This is a genomic window from Pedobacter westerhofensis, from assembly GCF_900182595.1.
GTDB classification, from domain to species: domain Bacteria; phylum Bacteroidota; class Bacteroidia; order Sphingobacteriales; family Sphingobacteriaceae; genus Pedobacter; species Pedobacter westerhofensis.
The window spans coordinates 423,887-445,391 of record NZ_FXTN01000003.1; the positions used below are offsets into that span (position 1 = coordinate 423,887).

General features: G+C 40.0%; 19 protein-coding genes. 1 reads left to right on the forward strand and 18 read right to left on the reverse strand.

Translation table 11 applies throughout. The features are described 5' to 3' along the window. Positions 1–28 precede the first annotated feature (28 nt). From FN831_RS07165 to FN831_RS07235, 16 genes are all read right to left on the reverse strand, one after another. A complete protein-coding gene (locus tag FN831_RS07165) occupies positions 29–991 on the reverse strand; it encodes an MraY family glycosyltransferase (protein WP_142527517.1) in 963 nt (320 codons plus the stop codon). 9 nt (positions 992–1,000) lie between these two features. Next, positions 1,001–1,888: an NAD-dependent epimerase/dehydratase family protein gene (locus FN831_RS07170; protein ID WP_142527518.1), complete on the reverse strand. Its 888-nt coding sequence runs from the start codon at positions 1,886–1,888 to the stop codon at positions 1,001–1,003. Then, positions 1,885–2,634, reverse strand: a complete 750-nt coding sequence (locus FN831_RS07175; RefSeq protein WP_142527519.1) for a glycosyltransferase family 2 protein — start codon at positions 2,632–2,634, stop codon at positions 1,885–1,887. Before FN831_RS07175 ends, FN831_RS07170 begins: the two co-directional genes overlap by 4 nt. Next, positions 2,634–3,695 carry a glycosyltransferase family 4 protein gene (locus FN831_RS07180; RefSeq protein ID WP_142527520.1) on the reverse strand — a complete coding sequence of 354 codons (1,062 nt, stop codon included), beginning with the start codon at positions 3,693–3,695 and terminating at the stop codon, positions 2,634–2,636. Before FN831_RS07180 ends, FN831_RS07175 begins: the two co-directional genes overlap by 1 nt. After that, positions 3,679–4,677, reverse strand: coding sequence for a glycosyltransferase (locus FN831_RS07185; protein WP_142527521.1), 999 nt, complete (start codon positions 4,675–4,677; stop codon positions 3,679–3,681). The genes FN831_RS07180 and FN831_RS07185 overlap by 17 nt, the downstream gene beginning before the upstream one ends. Position 4,678: 1 nt before the next feature. Continuing rightward, on the reverse strand, positions 4,679–5,980 hold the full coding sequence (locus FN831_RS07190; RefSeq protein ID WP_142527522.1) for an O-antigen polymerase: 1,302 nt from the start codon (positions 5,978–5,980) through the stop codon (positions 4,679–4,681). Continuing rightward, positions 5,970–6,923 (reverse strand): glycosyltransferase family 2 protein, encoded by a 954-nt coding sequence (locus FN831_RS07195; RefSeq protein ID WP_142527523.1) that lies wholly within the window; start codon positions 6,921–6,923, stop codon positions 5,970–5,972. The genes FN831_RS07190 and FN831_RS07195 overlap by 11 nt, the downstream gene beginning before the upstream one ends. Continuing rightward, positions 6,920–7,909 carry a glycosyltransferase gene (locus tag FN831_RS07200; protein ID WP_185960413.1) on the reverse strand — a complete coding sequence of 330 codons (990 nt, stop codon included), beginning with the start codon at positions 7,907–7,909 and terminating at the stop codon, positions 6,920–6,922. The genes FN831_RS07195 and FN831_RS07200 overlap by 4 nt, the downstream gene beginning before the upstream one ends. Next, positions 7,899–8,720 (reverse strand): DUF5672 family protein, encoded by an 822-nt coding sequence (locus FN831_RS27645; protein ID WP_185960414.1) that lies wholly within the window; start codon positions 8,718–8,720, stop codon positions 7,899–7,901. The genes FN831_RS07200 and FN831_RS27645 overlap by 11 nt, the downstream gene beginning before the upstream one ends. After that, the gene (locus FN831_RS07205) at positions 8,713–10,173 is read right to left on the reverse strand and encodes a flippase (RefSeq protein WP_142527525.1); all 1,461 of its coding nucleotides are present in this window, start codon (positions 10,171–10,173) and stop codon (positions 8,713–8,715) included. Before FN831_RS07205 ends, FN831_RS27645 begins: the two co-directional genes overlap by 8 nt. A 1-nt stretch (position 10,174) precedes the next feature. Continuing rightward, positions 10,175–11,254, reverse strand: coding sequence for a Wzz/FepE/Etk N-terminal domain-containing protein (locus FN831_RS07210; protein ID WP_142527526.1), 1,080 nt, complete (start codon positions 11,252–11,254; stop codon positions 10,175–10,177). A gap of 3 nt (positions 11,255–11,257) precedes the next feature. Continuing rightward, positions 11,258–13,762: an SLBB domain-containing protein gene (locus tag FN831_RS07215; protein ID WP_142527527.1), complete on the reverse strand. Its 2,505-nt coding sequence runs from the start codon at positions 13,760–13,762 to the stop codon at positions 11,258–11,260. An 82-nt stretch (positions 13,763–13,844) separates the two neighbouring features. Beyond that, on the reverse strand, positions 13,845–14,981 hold the full coding sequence (gene gmd / locus FN831_RS07220) for a GDP-mannose 4,6-dehydratase (protein WP_142527528.1): 1,137 nt from the start codon (positions 14,979–14,981) through the stop codon (positions 13,845–13,847). Positions 14,982–15,028: 47 nt separating this feature from the next. Next, the gene (rfbA, locus tag FN831_RS07225) at positions 15,029–15,889 is read right to left on the reverse strand and encodes a glucose-1-phosphate thymidylyltransferase RfbA (RefSeq protein ID WP_142527529.1); all 861 of its coding nucleotides are present in this window, start codon (positions 15,887–15,889) and stop codon (positions 15,029–15,031) included. Positions 15,890–15,895: 6 nt separating this feature from the next. Further along, entirely contained in the window at positions 15,896–16,753 is an 858-nt protein-coding gene (rfbD, locus tag FN831_RS07230) for a dTDP-4-dehydrorhamnose reductase (RefSeq protein WP_142527530.1), read from the reverse strand. 83 nt (positions 16,754–16,836) lie between these two features. After that, on the reverse strand, positions 16,837–17,493 hold the full coding sequence (locus tag FN831_RS07235) for a hypothetical protein (protein ID WP_142527531.1): 657 nt from the start codon (positions 17,491–17,493) through the stop codon (positions 16,837–16,839). A gap of 332 nt (positions 17,494–17,825) precedes the next feature. On the opposite strand from FN831_RS07235, the gene FN831_RS28550 reads away from it, so the two are divergent. Further along, the gene (locus FN831_RS28550) at positions 17,826–19,130 is read left to right on the forward strand and encodes a sensor histidine kinase (RefSeq protein WP_142527532.1); all 1,305 of its coding nucleotides are present in this window, start codon (positions 17,826–17,828) and stop codon (positions 19,128–19,130) included. Between the two features lie 35 nt (positions 19,131–19,165). Here FN831_RS28550 and FN831_RS07245 read toward each other — a convergent pair whose 3' ends face one another. Next, positions 19,166–20,254: a GAF domain-containing protein gene (locus FN831_RS07245; RefSeq protein ID WP_142527533.1), complete on the reverse strand. Its 1,089-nt coding sequence runs from the start codon at positions 20,252–20,254 to the stop codon at positions 19,166–19,168. A 40-nt stretch (positions 20,255–20,294) separates the two neighbouring features. Beyond that, the gene (locus tag FN831_RS07250) at positions 20,295–21,389 is read right to left on the reverse strand and encodes a GAF domain-containing protein (RefSeq protein ID WP_142527534.1); all 1,095 of its coding nucleotides are present in this window, start codon (positions 21,387–21,389) and stop codon (positions 20,295–20,297) included. Between the last annotated feature and the right edge of the window lie 116 nt (positions 21,390–21,505).

Here is a 21,505-nt window from a genome sequence, read left to right on the forward strand (position 1 = left end):
TGTAAAGATTTAATCATAAATATTAAGACTACCCTAATAACCTTTTAGTTCCCTCAAACTCAAATCGTAATTTAACAAAAACTATGCCCGACACTGTCATTATGGTTATCATTAGCCCTACAGATTCTATCCTACTGAATATCAGCACCAAATTCACAACGAACTGGAGTAATATATAAATCAAAGAAACCCTTAATTGAGTGATACCACGGTTATTAGACAGGTATTGGTAAAAATGAGTACGGTGAGCTTCGAGGACATTCTCTTTTCTGATGAATCTAAAAATAACTGTTGTTACTACATCTAGTCCATAAGCCAGCAACAGTAAGATATAGTTAAGATTTTGAGTCTTTAAAATCAGGGCAAGAATAAAATACACCAGTATAAAACCAATGCTTACGCTGCCTATATCACCAGCAAAGCATAGGGCCTTTTTTCTAAAATTGAACACAGTGAATACCGCAACGGAAAGCAGCGTGATCAGGATAAGATTTGGATCGGTAAATAATACCATATAAGTATTAATAAACCACAAGGTAATCAAAGTTATTAAACTATACCCCCCTGTGATGCCATTAATTCCATCCATGAAGTTAACCGCATTTATAGTGCCGATTGCAAAGAAAAAAGCAAAAAGCATCATATACCAGGGTAGACTAAAAAGATGGAGTTCATAAAACAGCAGACCAACGGAAATCAAATGGATGATCAGGCGCAATTTGTTATTGACTGGTTTAATATCATCCGCAAAACTGACGATACTAATTAGGAAAAGTCCACATAGAAAATAAATAGATGTGGTTCCAAAGTATATGAAATATGCCAGGAGAGCTAAAGGAAAGATGATGCCTCCTCCTCTAATGGTCACATCGGTATGAGAACTACGGATATTGGGTTGATCGATAATATTATAGTAGGTTGCCAATTTAAAATACAACAACTCAATCACAATGAAAACAGTAATCATAATAAGGATTAGTGAAATGGTCATCGGTGATTGCTAAATTTTAAAATGCTCAGTAACTTTATCTGGATTCCAGCCAAATTTGACTCTCGCTTTGGAATCGTCAAAAGTAAGATCATTAATCATCTTTTTATAATTTTTCCTGTTAAAAGGTGATCTTTTTCCAATCATGTCACCAAATATTGCAATTAAATTAGCAATCGGACCGGAAAGGCTCATCGGTTTAGATTTGCCCAATTGCCGGGCAATCAACGCTGATAACTCTTCAAATGAAGGATGATCGCCATCGGTCAGATTGTATATTCCTCCAGCCTGTATTGCCGGCAGAATAGCTTCTGGAACGGATGAAGCTAAAACCATACTTTTCCTGGCCTTTCCTCCTGCCATATTCAGATAGTACCCTCGCTTAATACCTTTGATCATTGCATTCAGATTTCCGGGTGGATTGGATCCGGCTATTAATGGCAGTCTCAAAATTACGCATCGAACATCATTGGTGTTGCACCATTCCTGAACAACTTTTTCGGCAGCGATTTTGCTTTTGCCATAAGGGTCTGTCGCTTCCAGAGGATGTTCCTCACTGATCAGTTTTCCTGTATCCTGCCCATAAACAGCAATTGTACTGATAAAAACAAATGCATACGGTAGTTGTATATTGTTTGACAGTGCGGTCAAAAGATTTTGTGTGCCCTGCACATTAATAGCATAAAAATCCCGTTCTTCATCAATCGTACGGGGAACCATATGTGCTTTTCCCGCAGCATGTATCACAATATCAGCCACAGGTAACTCAGGAACATCCTGATCTAAACAGGCGAGGATATCACCTTTTGTTCTTCCAAGCTTTACGACGGCTTCTTCTTTGAAATAACGGGCGATATGCGAGCCAAGAAAACCAGAAGCTCCTGTTAATATAATCTTCATTTTTTAAATTGTGCCAGCTTTTTAATCATCCTGGAAAGCATCAATGATGAAGGAGCTTTCAGTTCATTCACTTTCCATGCTTTCAGTATTTCTATGTTCCCCTTAATGATATTCTTCCAGTTTTTGTTAGTTGCGCCCCCCAAGCGCATCTTCACTAAGACACCTGGCATATATATACTTTTAAAATCAAATTTTTTAAAAATCCTGAGCATAAACTCGTAGTCTGCAGCCAGCCTAAAGGAAAGGTTAAACATACCGGCTGTTGCATACACTGAACGCCTTAGAAATAGCGACGGATGAGGGGGGACATGTCCATCTTCAAAATAATGGTCATAATAAGGCTGGGAATGCCATGTTCTGGCCACTTCGTCAAGATTGTCCTCACGGACATAAACCAGATCGCCATAAACGATATCTGCATCATCATGATGTGCAAATACCTGCATCACTTTATCCAGTATCCGGTCATCAGCATAAACATCATCTGAATTGAGAATCCCTATTACATCACCTGTCGCGAGTGCAATTCCTTTGTTCATGGCATCATATATTCCGTCATCCAATTCTGAAACGATTTTAAACACCCGATCGCTACAACTATTGATAATTGATATTGTCCTGTCTGTAGATTTACCATCGATGATGATATATTCTATATCTCCATAAGATTGTTTGGAAACAGAGTTGATGGCATCCAGGATGGTCCGCTCGTTATTAAAAACGACAGTGATAATTGATAATTTCATTACAATGACAACTCTTTATAGACGGATAAGGTTTGCTGATAACAATTCTCCCAGGAGAATTTATCTGCCTGTGCGAAGCCTTTTTCTTTTAACGTTGCAGAGTTATCACTGATATAGTTCAAGGCATCTTTAAAAAGGCCAACTTCTGCAGCCTCAACCAACACTCCAGCGTCTCCGGCAACTTCAGGAATAGATGAATTGCGCAATGCAAGAAATGGTGTGCCGGCTTTCATGGCCTCGAGCAGGGGAATACCAAAGCCTTCATAATTGGATGGATATATTAGGGCGAAGGCCATATTATAAAGCTGGTTTAAACGAAAGTTAGTGATATGGTTGAAGTGTTTCCAGCGACCTTGTATATTTTGAACGAGTTGATTGATTTCCTTTTTTAATAAAGGGCTTCCTACAATATAAAGATCAAAATCAGGGCATTCCCTCAGCAGCCGTATAGTGAATTCAAAATTCTTATAATGCTCTCTTGATCCAATATACAGCAGGTAAGGCCTGCTGCCTGTTTCGGGAAGATATTGCTTGTCCTGCTCCGTAAGTGGATAAAAATCTGTAGAAACTCCATTATAGATTACTTTGATCCGATCTTCAGGGATAGAAGGGTGAAATTGAAGAAGATCTTTTTTCGTATTCTCTGAAACAGTAATCACATAATCGGCAGCTTTCAGTACTTTTTTTTTCTGCATGAGGTGCAGGCCCCTGCGAATTCCTTTGTAAAACTTTTCATGTACAAAATCATGCACGGTAGTCACTTGTGATGCATTCGGGTTATTTGTGATACGATGATAGCTTGAGTGAAACACAAAGGGGACATTCTGGTTTTTTAGGGGCATTGCTTTAAACCGCTCAAAAAGAAGAGTCCTGTTATTGCTGAAAGTAATATCGTCAGCTTTAATCGTAAAACTACTGCGGACAATATTTTGATGATTGAATTCATCAAAGGATACATCAATTTCATCTCTCAGCAACCTTGTGATCAGCTCAGACCAATACGTAGAAATACCACCGGCTTTCTGAAGGCTAAACACAATATTGTCATAGTGTACTCTCATGTTGGCTGTTCTGTTTAATTTGTGAAATCACTTTATTTTGCAGCAAAAAAAGAGTATACAGATACACTGCGTTTTTACCAATGCCTAGTTTAAAAATCCGGTATTTAAACAATGTCAGCACGAGTTGCACATAACCTGATTCATAGGCCTTGATAAAGGATGCTATCATGGTGCTATCCCTGGCATTTAATTGCTTTTGATAACGGGAATAAAATAATTTGATGGTAGTTAGATTTGCCACAAGAGCACCAAGCATAGCTGAACGATTGCTTACATACCGCTTGAAACGGCTTGCAAACGTCATGTTATTTACACTTCCACTTACATTTTGAGTATGTTGGCGGTATAAGATTAAATCATGATTGATCTTCTTGGTTCTCCCAAGTGCTGCAACAACCAGAGCAATCCAGTAGTCGTGATTAACCGCGCTTAAAGGGATGGGATCAACCACTTGCAATGCAGCAGCATTAATGATCATGGTGCAACCCCAGGCATGGTTCTCATTCAATAAAACTCCTAGCTGTAGCTGTGGAGGCAAGTACAGTTTTTGAGGAAGGGGATGTCCCTGCCAATCGATAAACTGAAAGTTGGAATAACATAACTGAGGGATCAATTTTCCATATATCTTTTCCTGTGCCTGGATTTCATGGAGAGAAACTGCAATTTTATCGGCCTTCCAGATATCATCCTGATCAGAAAACATATAATAATCTGCAGGATGCGCCGAGGCCCAGCTTACCAGTTGGGAAAAGTTACTGATTGCTGACCCATGGATATTCCCGGAAGTGATCCTGCTTATTCTTGCATCATTCTTTGCGTATGCATCAATGATGTGAGGGGTTCCATCTGTAGATCCATCATCCCTGATCACCAGTTTCCAGTTTTGATAATTCTGGGCAATAATACTATCCAGTTGTAAAGCGAGGTAAGCTTCGCCGTTGTAAGTAGCCATCAAAATCATCACTTCCGTTTCCAACTGCATATTATTTGATGGCTATTCTATTGACAATAAAAAAGAAAACAATAAAAAACATATGAAAAAAGCTCGTAAACGAGCACATAAAGATACAAAAGATAAATAATGACCATTCCACAATATAATACTCGCTTTTTTTAGCCAGATAGTTTTTAAAGGAGTTCATGGACAGATAACCGTACAGGAAGTTTAACAGTATGACACCAGCCCATCTGAAATCCAAAAAGGGATCAGTGACATAGGTTCCTAATTGTGTATAAGAGCTGTATGTTAATGGATAAATTGCATTTTTATTAACTGGTAATACAGTAATCAGTGGCCGCATCATATACGCGCCATACCCATGATAGCCATCATCTACAGCTTGTGAAGTGATTTTCTGTCCTGTACTAAAATTTACGCCACCATAGAGGGATAAATAGGTTTCAAGAATGTTTGTAGGCCTGGAAATACCATTGTATTCCCGAAGAAAGTCGTTAATCGAAGTGGATTTGTCATCCTCATCAGACGAATTTCGCAATTGGCCCAGCAGAATAAAAATCACCACAATAGCTGAACTGATGAGCACAAGCTTTCCTACAGGAATTTTGCGGTAATAGTTTACGGCTATCAACATAGAAAAAAAGAACAGGATAATGATCTGCCTGCTAAAAAAATTAAGAATAATGAAGCCACTCACCGCTGCTACCATCAGAAATACCAAAAAGGAGATATTTCCCTTTTTGTAATTGATATAAAACATGGCAGGCAGCACCGAATTGAGGACAATAAAATTATGTAGCGGTGTCACCTCGTTTTCATTCAGGTCGTTATAAACCGCAGCGTTGCCCAGCTTAAGCACAGGCAAATAGCCCAGCTGGCTGATTTCCATAACAAACACGCCCATCCCGATGAATAGCACGAGGAGCAGGAAGGTAAAACTAAGCCTGGCATTAAGTGGAGGAAATATGTTGCGGAAGCTGAATTTGAATGTTCTGGAAGCGACCAGCCCTCCCGCAATAAAAAATAGTACGCTAAGTATTAAGATCAGAATAAACGGCCAGTCATATGCCTGTTGCTTATTGGAAAGCCGTATGAACGAAAATCCGGCCGTATAAATAAATACTGCATAGATAGTAAATGGATTGATCAGTTGCCCGTAAGTATAAACAGCATAAACAATAACAGTCTCTGCAGCTAACGCAAAGCCAAGAAACGGAAGCAGCTCAGCAACTGTACTGTCCCATGCAGCATACCGGCTGAATAGAAGGATATCAGCAATAATAAATAAACTAACGAGGCTAATTAATACAATATTTTTAGTGCTCATTTTTTACTATTGTTTTATAAAACCTGGCCATCAGTTTGAAGCATGCTTGCCTGAGGAGCGAAAAGTTGGCAATGGGATGGGCTATAAATTTACTGATAATATAAGAGAGCCCTTCACTTATTTTTAGCGAGCGCAGACGGTGAAGGGCCAGCAGGTCTTGATTGAGCTTTAGCAGTTGTTCCTTTGCTGGCAGCTCAGATTGCTGACTGATCAAGATGTTAATCTCTTCCCTAACTTTTACCTCTCCCAGGAACATATGCATATGCTGGTTCATGGCGCTCCTGTTATGTATGCGTATATCAACATATGAGCGAAAATCCTGATCAAAACAGAAATGAGGTTGCAGCACTGCGATCCTGTACCAGAATAACCAGTCTTCATTGTTCAATAAGGTAGCGTCAAATCCACCAGCTGCTCTCACCAAACTGGCTCTAACCAGTGGAGCACTGATGGTAACGATATTATTTCTGGTCAGCTTTTCGTAAAGAGCATCATCCTGTAAACTACGGGTTGCGAGGTAGCCTTTTGGATATTTGTCCATGATCAGGCGCTTGTCGCCAAAAATGCCAAAAAATCTGGACTTAGAGAAAACCAGGGCATACTTCGTGTTTTCGAGCAGATTAACCTGAATTTCTAACTTATGCGGCGACAAAAGGTCATCAGCATCCAGAAACTGGATGAACTCTCCATTGCTATAGGAAATTCCTGCATTTTTTGCTTTGGATGTACCCCCATTTTCCAATCGGAAGTACCGAAAATTAAAATCACTGTATTGTTGAATGAAGCCACGCACCACAACCGGTGTTTCATCAGCAGATCCATCATCTATGATCAGACATTCCCAATTTGCGTAGGTTTGCTGAACTACGCTTTGCAAGGTCTCGATCAAAAGATGCGCGTAATTGTACGTAGGGATGATTACAGATATCAGAGGTCTACTCATATCTTCTCCTCTATTTTACTTTCTATTATTTCCCATCGGTTCTGCCACTGATGCCTGGCTTTAACTTCTGCATAATTCTTTTCAATCAGGGACTGATAAGTATCAAAGTTATCGAGCACATGGATGATTTGTGCCCCTGCGTTCGGCATGTCAATTTCTACAATAGGATTGTATCCAAACGCCTCTTCCATATCAGAAGGCAGCACTCCTATAATTAAGCATTTTGAAGCCATTGCCTGCAAATATCGCAAAGTCATCGTAGAAATATATTCAGCGCGTTCCGGATGGGTAATATTTGAGGGTGTACAGATCACAACCCTGCTTTTGGAAAGCGCTTCTGTAAATGCAGCTTTCCCTTCAAATAAGACAGGCATTCCTGCCGATCTGTATAAGTGATTTTTTTTATGCAGGCTCAGTTCGTTTACGATGCGGTGATGATAATCATCATAAATTCTCCCAAACTCCAGCACATCAATACTGCGCTCTGCTGGTGGCAGAAAGGTATATTCATTGCTATCTAACGCCTCCGGAAGCCACATGGCTTTACATCTGCTTTGAGGATATTTCCGCTGGTAATCTTCGAAAACCTGTTTTGAGGAAAAAAAGACATAGGTAATATTGAAAACATCCAGCAGGGGAAAGATCCAGCGATGAAAACGCGGCCAGACATCATACATATAAATATAATTCCTGCGCGAGAAAAAAGCTGCCGGAACAATAATCCTAAAATCGCCGCTGATCATTGAAGCAAAATTTATTGCACCATGATCACCCAAACGTATATCTAGCTTGTACAGCAATTTGAAATCCTGCAACTTTCGCAGGATCCAGGGCTTTAGTCTCCCTGACGAGCTTACTTCCTGTATAACCTCGTACCGGGTGTCCTTGGCAATTGTAGCATAAAACTCGTCGATACAGTCGAGAAAAAAATCCTGATCTGCCGACTTTAGAAGTTTTAGCCGTGGTTTACTGTTCTCAGATCTCATAGCCATAGGATTGAATGAATGGTTTCCAGAACTCCAGATTGTATCGCCACCATGCATGGCAGCCAAATGGCAGTATTTTATTGTTCGTCTCAAACAATATTTCGGGATTAACTTCAAAGCTAAAGCCTGCAGATATCTTCGGATCAGGAACTTTAAATCCGGGGAAAACAGCCGGAATTTCTTCCGCCCAGAACCTGTCCTCATTGATGAGCGGTTGAAAAGGATATAAAGAATAAATAAAGACTATCTGATGCTTAATATAACGGTACAGGTTTCTGAATAAAGACCTGTTACTGTCAGTATATTCCTTTTTGAACTTGAGCTTTCTAAGGGTAGTTACAGCCTGATAACAGGCCTTGATATTCCGCAGACAGAAACCTCCGTTGCCCTGCCCAACGATAGGGCTCGTACTCAATGCATCATAATAATCCTGGAACAGCGGGGCGCCGATATTGTCATAATGCCGCTCACACCAGGCCAGCAGCTCGTCTTTAAAGACAAAAGCGTCCAGCTGATAAAGCAAAAGAAATTCGTAGGCATCAAATCCTTTATAAAACTTAGGAAATTTCAACAGCCTGTTGTATGCAGGTACATCTGTAAAGAAGTTGTCGGAAAAGACTTTATACGATGCTTGTCCGGATACATAATATGGGTTTGACTGAATGAAAACTTCAAGCTTTGCGGGTATAACGAAATAAATATCATAGTTGCCCAGGATGCGAAAACACTGATCCATGGAAATCTGCTCATAGGCAGAAATCTTTTCCTGATAAACAGGGATAGCAATACAGGCTTTCTTTGTGTTAACCATTTCCCGTATATTTATGTAAGAACCGAAGTGATGAAATACCCGCAAGGGTTTCAAGTACATTTTTATTTTTCCAAACAAATAACTGCATGAGCGCATAAAAAAGCCCCGATGAAATAATTGTACCCAGGACCACAATCAAAATATTATCTGTAAACTGATAACATACGTATCTGAAAACAAAGAAAAAAAGAGCCGTAAATAAACTTTGAAAAAACGGCTTAAAAGGAAAATCAAACTTCATCGCCTTTTGTGCATAAATAAACAATACAATAGTGACTACAAATTCTGTGCTGAAAGAACTGATTGCGGCGCCAACATGTTTAAATACAGGAATAAGAAGAAAGTTTAGCCCCAGGCTGACTACCATTCCAAACAGCGAAGCGTATAGAATATTTTTCTCTTTGTGCAGAGGCAGCAGGATTTGGTTACTGAAGACCTGTGCCAGGCCAATCACAATAACAATAAAACAAAGGATATCTAATGAGTATACCGAATTTGCATACTTATTACCGGCAAATAGATATATGATCTCTTTTGACAGGCACAGGGTTCCCAGTGCGATAGGGATACTTAGGAAAATCACAAAACTTAAAGATTTGCTGATGAGCATCCTGGCATTGGTAAGGTCTTCCTGCTGAAAGGCCAGGGTAAGCCTGGGCAATAACACCGCGCCCAGCACGCCAATTACTGCCATGGAAATTTTGCTGAGCCTCATCGCAGCAGAGTAATAGCCAACATGGAGGTCATCGGTTAAAAATCCGAGGATGATGGTATCAAAAACGAGGTATACGCTAGTGATGATACTGTTGGAGAAAATGATCAGAAGGGGCCTGAAATGCCTTTTAAATACAGTTCCTTTCCAGGATATTTTAACCATTCTAAAGATCGCATACATGTTTATTGCAGCACCAATGACTACACTAACCAGATTTAATCCATAGTAGATGTCACGGTCCTTAACAGAATGAACAAACAGGAAAAGCAGCAGAATAGTAAATAGTCTGATGCAGACACTTCTGACAGCAATAAACTGGAACTTTTCTATACCCTGGAAAAACCATTCGGCCATAAATACAGAACCCAGTACAATCGCCATTCCGATCTGGTAAAGACCAAAATTTAAGCGAAGGCGTTCATTGAAATAACTGATACAAAATAGAATGAAAACCGCTATTAACGACGTACACAAATGAATGATCAGTAACTCTGAAAAGACAGTACCCAATCTCTTTGGATCATCTTTAACTTTGGCAATTTCCCTGATACCATACATTGGAATACCAAGTGCAGAAAATATCAGGAAGTAAATCGTGAAATTATCTGCAAAGCTTACCGCACCGATTGCCTGAGGGCCCAATACCCTTGAAGCATACGGAAAGGTAATCAATGGAAAAAGTATCTGTGATAATGACAGTAAAGTATTAAAAAAGATATTCTTCTTTAGCAGTGACATATTAAGCTAATACCGATTTTAGTGCCCTCTTTGTAGTAAGGACAATAACACCAAGCAAGCCGGCAAGAATAGCACCCAGAATAAATGAAAAAACTTTACCATTCTTTTTTACGGGCAATGGGTAAACAGGTTCGTCTATTATCTGTATTAACGGGGTTTCTTTTCGCAGGGAGACTTTGCTTAACTCAAGGTTTTTGACCAGTTCAGTCAGTATAGCGGTATTCGCCTGTACGTCTACCTGTCTGCGCTGGGACGGGACTTTCAATACCAGGCGCGACGGATTGATATTCGGGTTCACATCAGTAGCTGCAGCCACTCCTGAAATTGCACCATTAAGCATACGTCTTACAGAATCTGTCTGGTGCTGAATAATGCCCAGGTTGTAAGTTGATTTCTTTGTTTTTGTCTGCACATAAAAATCACTTACATTTTTAACAATCTTGTCATTAAACCCTTTGGCAAACTGTTCATCAGGTGCCGTGAGCTGTACTTTAATAATATTCAGCTTCTTATCTGGTTTAATGACTACAAGGTTTCTCTTATTGATGTCTTTTGTAAATTCAGTGAGCAGGCTATCCTGGATACGGCTGAAGCCACCATTTTTGCCGGCAATAAAATCGACGTTTTTTAACTTAGGGTCATCTGACCATTGGTTTTCACGGAAACGATTATACCGAACATAACGGTCTACAAGCAATTGATTTTTCCCGTCAATAAGATAACTGCTCAACAGGGTTTTGGTGATCATCATTCTGGATTTATATAGCTCCAGCAGATTATCTCCCTGAAATACGCCGCCACCGCCGCCGCCAATATCCAGCCCCACAATGCTGGCCAAACCGGAGAGCGATGCCAAACCGCCGCCACCGCCACCAGATTCTTCTTCCAGCACAAAGGTGCAATTAGCCAGATAACTGGGTTTGCTCCGTATGGAATAAATCAGTCCAAGTACCCCACCGGCAAGAAGATAAATCAGTATGACTACCCACTTTGTACGGAGGTAACGGATCAGGTCCCTTAAACTGATTATCAGATCTTTAAATGATACCTCGTTTAGCTTTTCAGGGTTTTCGGTACTCATAGGTTAATTTTTCAGTAAAGTAACAATAATAGCTGCTATAGATGCCAGTGCTGTAGATAAGCCTACCAATGAACCTAAGCTCAATTTTTCTCTTTCTGCGCGCTTAGGTACAAATATCTCGGAGCCTGGAGTTACCTTTGGAAAATTGTTAAAGAATAAAAATTTCCTGTTTGCAGCTACAGATCCGTTAGGATACACTACATAGGTTGCTTTTTTGTAGGCGTTATAGCTAAATCCTCCTGAACCACTGATATAATATTTGAGGGTTCTACCGGGAACAAATATCATACTGTTGGGTTTAAGTACTTCACCAATAACCTTCACCGTCTGCAGTTGTCTGGGTACGCGGATGACATCGCCATCCTCAAGAATCAGGTCATTTCTGCTCATGGGTTGTTCCAGCGCTTTTTTCAGGTTGATACCTACAAGGTCACTGCTTAGGACATCAATTTCTTTATCAATACTTGTAGTGTCTTTTGCGCCCTGTTCCTTTAGGCGGTTAAGGTTTCTTAAATTAACTTTATCATCCTTGCTTCTGTCTTCGCGGTCTGCCTCTGATAAGTAATTCTGGCCCGGGCGCTTCAGCGACGCGCCATCAGCATAGGCCGAGGGGGTTAAACCACCTACTCTTTTCATGACATCGGAAATACGCTCATCTTTGCGTGATAAGGTATAAATACCCGGATGCTGAACCTCTCCTTCAATGCGCACCTGTTTTTGTGTCTGAAATCCTTCGGAGTTTCTTACAGACACAATATCGTAAGGCTGCAGGATAAAGGGCTCACCCAGCAATTGAAGCTTAGGGTCTACATTGACGGTGAACACTTCTGCTGTTACTGCAGAAAGTGACATAACGTCGCTATTTTTTACTCTTCTTGAAATCTCTATCCTCTCCGGCGTGGCGCCTTCTTTGAAACCACCTGCTTGCTGAATTAAGGACTCAAGATTCATATTTTCTGCAAATTCAAAGGTACCGGGTGCCCTTACTGCACCTTGAATAGTTACTTTATATTCATCCCTCAGATCAAATATGGATGAGATGGTAACTTTATCTTCCCGCAATAGTGGAATATCCGTTTCCGTGCCCGAAATGACTTTCTGTACATCAAAAGAAAGCAGGGACTGTGTGTTATCTGCATTTAAACGAGAGATATATCCCCTGTTTAGGAAGGCATCCTCTTTTAATCCATCAGCTTTGCTGATCAGTCCTTTTAAGGTAAGCCCTTTTTCCAATTCATACTGACCTGGCCTAAATACAGCACCAGAGATCTCAACCCTGTTAGCAAAGCGTTCAAGAATTTTCTCCACGACGTAGGTATCTCCGTTCAGCGGGGAATAAGTTTTAAAATTATCAGCACTGATATCGCTGATCTTGCGTTCTCTATTCGTTTTTTGAAGTACTTTGATCCTGGCTGTATAGGCCTCGTTAGAGAACCCACCGGCAAAATAAATCACGTCCTCGAGAGATTCTGTATTCAGCACTTCAAATATCTTGGGTCTTTTAACCTCACCAGTCATTTCTACCCTTGTTTGATACACCGGAACATTAATAACGTCCTGATCCTGTAAGCGAATGTTTTTGGATTGTACACCTTTCAAAAGAAAGTCGTAGACGTCTATAGTTGAAACAACTTTATTATTTCTGATGATCTGGATGTTACGAAACGATCCATTTTCACTCGGCCCACCGCAGGCATACAATGCGTTAAAGGCTGTGGCCAGAGAGGCCATTGTGTAAGACCCCGGCTTCACAACATTGCCTACGATGGTAACCTTGATACTTCGGATATTGCCAAGATTAACAGCTACCTGGCTGCCCCCTGTTCTGAGCGCAGGATATGTTTTGGAAAGGACAGTGCGGATTTTTGAGGTTGCCTGCTCAATTGACAGACCGCCTACGGCAATTAATCCTGCATATTGAACGCTGATATTTCCGTCGGGACTAACCTTAAGACGATAATTAGCTTCATTATTTCCAGTTAAGTCTATCAGCACCTCATCATCAGGCCCGATAATATATCCCCTCGGAGTTGCCATACGCATGTTAGGCTCAAACTTTAAATCTCCGTTTGCAAATAACTCCGCTCCAAAGATCTTTGAATTGATGGTAGTAGCCGCATTCTGCACAGGTGAAGCCACTGCAGCCTTACTGGTGGAAGCGCTGTTCTTTAAAGAATCGCCAGAATAAGTTCGTCCATTCTGTGTAGTTACGGCCTTGCCCCCGGTTACACCTGATGAGGTAGAACTTTGACTTCTGATTGCTTCTACCCTGGTACGCAGCTTTTCAATCTCAGAGGCCTTCATTCCCTGAGCCTGGGCCATTTGTATCAGCTGGTCATCCGTATAACCCAACGCATCTGCACGCTGTATCAAGGTTTTGATTTGGGCATCTGTAAGGTCATCAGCCTTTACATTACTATAGTCTGTAGTTTGCGCAATGGCCCTGGTCTGGGCGAAGCATAAAAAAGAAAAAAGGGCAAATACAGTGAGTAGATTTTTAAATATCATATTTAATAATAGTTCTTAAAGGCAAAAAGAGATACCTAAAATGGTATCTCAAATAGTACAATGTGATTAAACGGCGGAGCGCTTATTCAAAATAATTTAATGTTTTGAATCCTTTCTCTTTCAGGTATTCATCTTTCTTCATCAATATAAGGTCTGACTGGATCATATCTTTCACCAATAAGGGCAGGTCAAATTTAGGTTCCCAGCCCAATTGGTTTTTTGATTTGGCAGGATCTCCCAGCAGCAGGTCAACTTCCGTTGGCCTGAAATATTTGGCATCGACCCGTACTACAGTGGAACCAAAATGTAAGTGATCTGTGTTTAAACCAAGGCTATGTGCCAGATCGTAATCTATATCAATAATCACGCCTTTTTCATTTTGATCCTTACCGCTAAATTCCACCTCAATCCCTAGTTCTGCAAAACTCATCTTTACAAAATCGCGAACCGTTGTGGTGATACCAGTGGCGATGACAAAGTCTTCAGCTTTTTCCTGTTGCAGGATCAGCCACATGGCTTCAATGTAATCTTTGGCATGCCCCCAGTCGCGCTGGGCCGAAAGGTTGCCGAGATAAAGACATTTCTGCAAACCAAGGGCGATTTTGCAGGCAGCCCTGGTGATCTTACGGGTAACAAAGGTTTCTCCCCGGAGCGGACTCTCATGGTTGAACAGAATTCCGTTACAGGCAAACATATTATAGGCCTCCCTGTAATTGACCGTGATCCAGTAACCATATATTTTTGCTACAGCATAAGGTGATCTGGGATAAAAAGGTGTGGTCTCACTTTGCGGAACTGCCTGTACGAGTCCGTATAGTTCTGAAGTTGAAGCCTGATAGATGCGCGTTTTTTTCTCTAATCCCAGGATGCGGACAGCCTCTAGTAACCTTAATGTACCAATACCATCTGCATTAGCTGTGTACTCAGGCATCTCAAAACTAACATGAACATGGCTCATGGCTGCCAGGTTATAGATCTCATCAGGCTGAGTCTCCTGAATGATCCTGATTAAATTGGTAGAATCAGTGAGATCCCCAAAATGTAATTTGAAATTTAGATTGTTTTCATGCTGGTCCTGATATAGGTGGTCAATACGGTCAGTATTGAACTGAGAAGATCTCCGTTTCAGCCCATGAACAAAATACCCTTTTTTTAAAAGAAATTCTGCCAGGTATGCCCCATCTTGTCCCGTAACACCTGTAATCAAGGCCACTTTCATTCTTACGTAATTTTTTTGGCTAATATAAGAATATTTAACTGAAGATTTTATTTAACAATCTTTAGCAAATAGGTACCATAACCACTTTTTACCAGCGGGGTAGCAATCGCAGTCAATTGTGCTTTATCAATAAATCCCATTCTATACGCGACTTCTTCAATACATCCTATTTTAAGGCCCTGGCGTTCTTCAATCACCTGAACAAATTGTCCGGCCTGCATCAAAGAAACGAATGTGCCGGTATCCAGCCAGGCGGTTCCCCTGTTTAACACCGCAACTTTCAAATTGCCTTGTTCGAGGTAAACTTTATTGACATCTGTGATTTCATATTCTCCCCTCGGAGAAGGCTCGATATTTTTAGCGATTTCTACAACGCTGTTGTCATAAAAGTAAAGGCCTGGAACCGCGTAATTCGATTTAGGTTGTTCTGGTTTCTCTTCAATAGAGACAGCATTATTATCCACATCAAATTCTACTACGCCATAACGTTCGGGATCAGAAACCTGATAAGCAAATACAACACCACCAGTTGTTTCCGTATTTTCCTGTAATAATTTAGACATTCCATCACCATAGAAAATATTATCTCCTAAAACCAGAGCAACCTTATCTTGTCCGATGAAATCTGCACCAATCACGAACGCCTGGGCTAACCCATTAGGTTTCTCCTGAACGGCATAAGAAAATTTACAACCAATCTTACTGCCATCTCCTAACAATTTTTCAAAATTAGGCAAATCATGTGGTGTAGAGATAATCAAAATTTCCCTGATTCCTGCAAGCATCAGTATTGATAATGGATAGTAAATCATCGGCTTATCATATACCGGCATCATTTGCTTGCTCATCACCAAGGTTAATGGATGCAATCGGGTTCCACTGCCCCCCGCCAGAATTATTCCTTTCATAATATATTATAAATTTTTGATACAAATATTTAGGCTTTCTCTCCAGTAAGGAATTTCGACACCTAAGGCTAATTTTATCTTTGTCTTATCTAAAACAGAATAATGAGGTCTTTTTGCTTTGGTAACAAACGCCGCAGAAGCTACTGGCAAAACTTTGATCTCAATACCTGATAATTCAAATACTGCTTTTGCAAAGTCATACCAGGAAGCGACCCCTTCATTACTATAATGGTATAGACCAAAAGCCCCGGGATCATTTTGAGTTATATTTATTATAACCTTTGCAAGATCCATCGCATAGGTGGGTGTACCCACCTGATCGTAAATCACATTTAATTCAGATCTGGTTTGCGAAAGTTTCAACATCGTTTTCACAAAATTATTAGCCCTTTCTGAATATAGCCAGCTCGTACGAATAATGTAGTATTGAGTTAGTAACGACTGGATTTCCTGTTCACCTTTGAGTTTGGACAAACCATAAATATTTACAGGGTTGGTATCCAAATCTTCCGTTAAAGGTGTGCTCGAACTGCCGTCAAATACGAAATCTGTTGAGATGTGTATCAGCGTAGTATTGTATTTCAGGCAGTTTATTGCCAGCTGCTTTACAGCATTGTGATTTACCTGAAAGGCATTATGCTGATCTTCTTCCGCCTGGTCAACTGCTGTATAAGCTGCGCAGTTGATACAATATACGGGCTGATACTCTTCGAAAATGGAGGTCGTTTGTTCTTCATTTATGCAATCCAGCTCTGTTCTGGAAAGAAAGACAAAGTTGAGCGTCAGCTCTTCTAGAAAAACAACCTCTTTTAGACATTGTCCTAATTGTCCTGAACCACCTATAACAATTACATTGTTTTTCATTAGTTAAATATTGTTTTATCGGTAATTAAGAGTAAATAAGTTAATTGTTATTGATCACGAATTATAAGCTAATGGAGGTTTCATTAATTTTTATGACCCAGATGAAATTGTATGCCTACTGAAACAGGATTAAGAAGTAATTCACCTTTTTGAAATCTATTTTGCGTATATACCTCCGGATCACTCTGGGTTTTGCCCCAGGCGTAAAAGAATTCTACATTGCTCTCTGCAAATATAGAAATATCTTTGATTGGATTTTGCTTTATCCCCACTAGTGGGGAGATAGTAAAGCCTCTTTTTCTTGTACTTATATTAAAATTGACAGGATTGGTATCTGTAAGGTTGCCATTAAATTCATTTGAACGGTATCCCAGATCAAAACCCAGGTACGGTTGAACTGGTCCGTAGGTAAAATTCTTTTCAAAACCAGCCTTAAACGAATAATCTTTCACTTTGCCCGCAGCAAATTGACAATTTTCGCAATTATTGGAAAATTGATCTGATTTGTGCAGATAGCTGCCACTTAACCGATAACTGAAGAGATTGTCATTAAATTTCACGATGTAACTACTAAAATTGGAGCTGATAAAACGATGGTCCTTCGTCTGGTTAAGCAATTCTGGTAGCTCAAGATAATTGTATCCCCGGACGCCAAAACTATATTTGGCATCACCATTTTGCTGGGAAAAAACCGTCATAGATAATAGTATCAAAGGAAGAATCAGTATTTTTTTTATCATGCTAAATTTATTGTCTGTTAATATAAATATAAATCACGTACTTCTGCGCATCGTCAAAAAACTATGACTTAAACAACGGCTAGTATGGATTAAATATAAATCTTCAAAGATGCTTAATCTCTTGGTATCATTAATATTTTTCATTTCATATACCATTTCAAAATGATACGCTGATTCTGAATTTATGCCTAACTTCATTTACTTATTTTTTAAACTACAAGACTTTAATTTCCCTGGATGACTTTGTATTTTACACTTTCCTCCTCTTTCTAAAAAAATGGGATAATTATTTAGTATTATTGACAAGTATCCGTCAGACTAACAGGCTATATATGAATCCTCTATTAATCAAATTGTCCCCAATAGTACTATTTATTGCTTGCGGCATTCTTAGCTGTAAGCACGTGCCATTAAGCGGTAGTTCCGATCCTGCGCTGAAGGTTGTAGAGCACCTTTCAGATTCGGCAAAGATGCACTACACACGCGGACATACTGAACTGGCTATCCAATATTATAAACGCGCATTGCAACATGCCCAAAATCATAAACTACCTCAGCATCAAGCGCAAGTGCTGCTTAAAATGGCAAAAATTTTGCCCAGGCAGGATATTGATGTCAGTCTCAGTTATTTGGATAGTGCACTTCGTATCGCCAAAACTATACATCACTACCAATTGCAATCCGACATTTACCGTTCTATAGCAGAGATCCATAAGCAACATCATAATTATACGGCAGCGCTTTTTGCACTGGAGGCTCATAACTTGCTGACGGATTCCTTGCTGGACGAACGCAGAAACAAAAATCTGCAGCACCTCGCAATGAAAAAAGATGCATTGCGCGAGAGAGTCTTTTATATTTTGGTTGCTGCAATTCTATTGGGCATTGCACTTGCTCTGGCATTATTTTTCAGACGCACAAAAAAGCTGAACAGGGAACTGACCCTGGCAGTAGATGTGCGCAACAAACTCTTTTCTATCATTAGTCATGATCTCAGGGGGCCGGCAGGAAGCTTAAAACTGGCCTACGAGCTGCTAGAAACCGGAGCCATTTCAGATGAAGAATTCCCCGGATTTTTTAAAATGTTGAAGAATCAGAGCAACACTTTGAATGAAACTTTGGATTCCCTGCTAATCTGGTCGCGGTCTCAGCTGGACGAGATTCGTACAGTGCCGCTTAAGTTTGTTCTTTTGGAAAGCATCAAATTTAATTTGGCCTTGCTGGAAGGCCAGTATACAATAAAGCAACTGAAAATCAATATCAGCGTTCCAATTGATATGGAAATATATGCAGACAAGGACCAGTTTGATTTTATCATTCGCAATTTATTATCAAATGCTATAAAATTTTCTTATGCAGGAAGTGCAATTGAGGTGACTGCGGAGCGCAAAAAAGATAGCATACTGCTGACTGTTACCGACCATGGTATTGGTATCTCTCCCGAAAGGCAGGCGCAATTCCAATCAGGAACGCTGGAAACCACATTTGGCACCTCGGGCGAAAAAGGTACTGGTTTAGGCCTACGCATGATCAAAGATTTTGTATCTGCATCTGGTGGCAATATCTCGCTGCAAAGTACAAAAGGCAACACGCAGTTTTCCCTCAGTTTACCCCCCACTCCTGTGATAAAGAATTGAATTTAAAATTTACGACTTGCATCATGATTTCTTAATCAGACGCCCGTGAAACCTATAATTGTTTTTATTTTTTCATCCAGCTCGTCCACATCATCCTGGATTTCCTGAAATTCAGGATAGGTTATAAAATAATTTCCCATACGCAATAACAGTAAAATGCCTTTAATATTGGCGACAGGCTTTCTCAGCTCATGTGACTGTAAAAAGGCGGTTTTTGCAAGCAAATTTTGATGAGCTATCATATTTTGCTGTTCATTGATACGCTCTGTTATATTGGTCGAATTGTAGGATATACCAATAATATCTCCATTAGTATTTCTGGTAGGATCGTAGGTAATATCACACCAATGCGAAATTTTTCCAAATTTAATCAGGCGCTCATGCCTTACCCGTTCCCCTGATAATGCCTTGCCGCAGTTCTCAATAAAATCGGGCATGTAGCTTTCTCTAACAAAATCAGTAACCTTCATTCCTTTCTCTATAGTAATATGATATTCCTGCTGTACAAAATCTCTGAGCCTTCTATTAAATGCTAAGATATTATAATCTTTATCGATCATAATATGTTCTGAAGTTGAACTTTCAAAAAAAGAAAGCAGCTTAATTTCAGTCAGTTTTGCCTCCAGATATTGTGATTTGAGTATCGCTAATCCTGATTCAAACTCAAATAGGGCAATAGCATGCCTGGCCAGCATTGTTAGCATTTTAAGTTTGATCTCTGAGATAGTTTTTGGGGACTCATCAATCACGCAAAGACTGCCCAGCTTATAACCATCATGTGTAGTTAGAGGGATGCCTGCATAAAACCTGATACGGGTGTCACCGGTTACTAATGGATTGTTACTGAAACGCTCATCTTTGGTGGCATCCTCAACAACAAAATATTTATCTTCCTCGATTGTGTAATTGCAGAAAGCGTCCTTTCTGGCGGTCTGTGTAAAATTAAAGGCTTGTTTAACCCTAATGTATTGGGTCTGCTCACCAATCAGGCTGATCAAAGCAGTTGGGCATCCGCAAATTTTGGCTGCAGTACTGACAATTTCCTGAAGTTCTTTATTCAGGCTAAAGTCTATTTTAAGAAATTTATTTACGGCTTTTAACCGTTCTAATTCACTGAGAGGCATATATCATTATTAATTTTTTTACAAAATAATCTGTATCCCTTTATTTGACCTGATCCGCGCCAGATGCAATCAACTGCTGTTTTTCCAAAAGCTCTTGCAATGAGGCATAGAGTACCAAAAATTCTTCCGTCGCTGCCAGTTCGGGTATTAAATTTAGTTTTTTAATATTTATATTGATCCTTTCGATAGGTCTAATCAATTCATTAACCTGCAGATCATTGATACGCTCTATTGCCTGAAGCTGGGCTTTTAAACGCTCCTGATTGTTAACACTTGCTGTAATGTCTGTTGCATTTAAGGAAACACCAATTCTTTGCCCTCTGCTGTCAAACGCACATTCAAAATTTACATACCAGCATATTTTACCTTTAAAATATTCCAAATGCCTTTCTACGCTAATATTTTCGCCACTGAGCGCCCTGTTAAAGTAAGCTACAAACTCATCCAAAAATTCTGGATGAACATATGGTTTCACGTCTGATCCCACCTTTAAATAAGCCTGGCGATTTTTAAAAATCAGATCTGAGATACTTTGATTAAATGCAACCACACGCATGTTTTCATCCATCAGTAAATGGCAGGAACTTGAACTTTGGAAGTAAGCGAGCAAAGTATTGGAAGATGAAAGCGACTGTTCATACTGCTCTTTCAGAATCTGATGGGTAATATCGAATTCAAGAAGCCGGGTCACCTGCTGGGCAAGGCTTCTCAGCATTTCCTTCTCCAATTCCGGTAAGTCCCTGATCTGAGTATCAAAAACGCACAACGTACCTACTGCGTTTCCCTTTTCAGTAGTTAATGGCATCCCCGCGTAAAATCTGAGATGTGGGCTGCCCTGTACAAAAACATTATCTGCGAACCTTTTATCTTTTGTGGCGTCTGGTACGATCAACAAATCGTCGCTTTTTAGTGTAAACTGACAAAATGTGTTGGTATAATCTACCTGATCAATGTCAGCGCCGGTTCGAAATTTTACAAACTGCGTCTCTCCGTCCATCAGGGTAATCATCGCAATCGGCGATCCGCAAATCTCCGCTGCAAGTTCCACAATCTCCTGTAATTCCTTGTCTTTACTGATATCTAATTTTAAAAAGCGGTCCACATCAGCCAGCCGTTCTGTATTATATCTTTTCATATTTGATATGTTAGCGAAAAAGATGAATGCATTGACAGTATATATCAAGAGTTGGGCAATTGCCCCCACTTAACAAATATTGATAAGTTTATACTCCAATGAGTACTGTTGCTTAT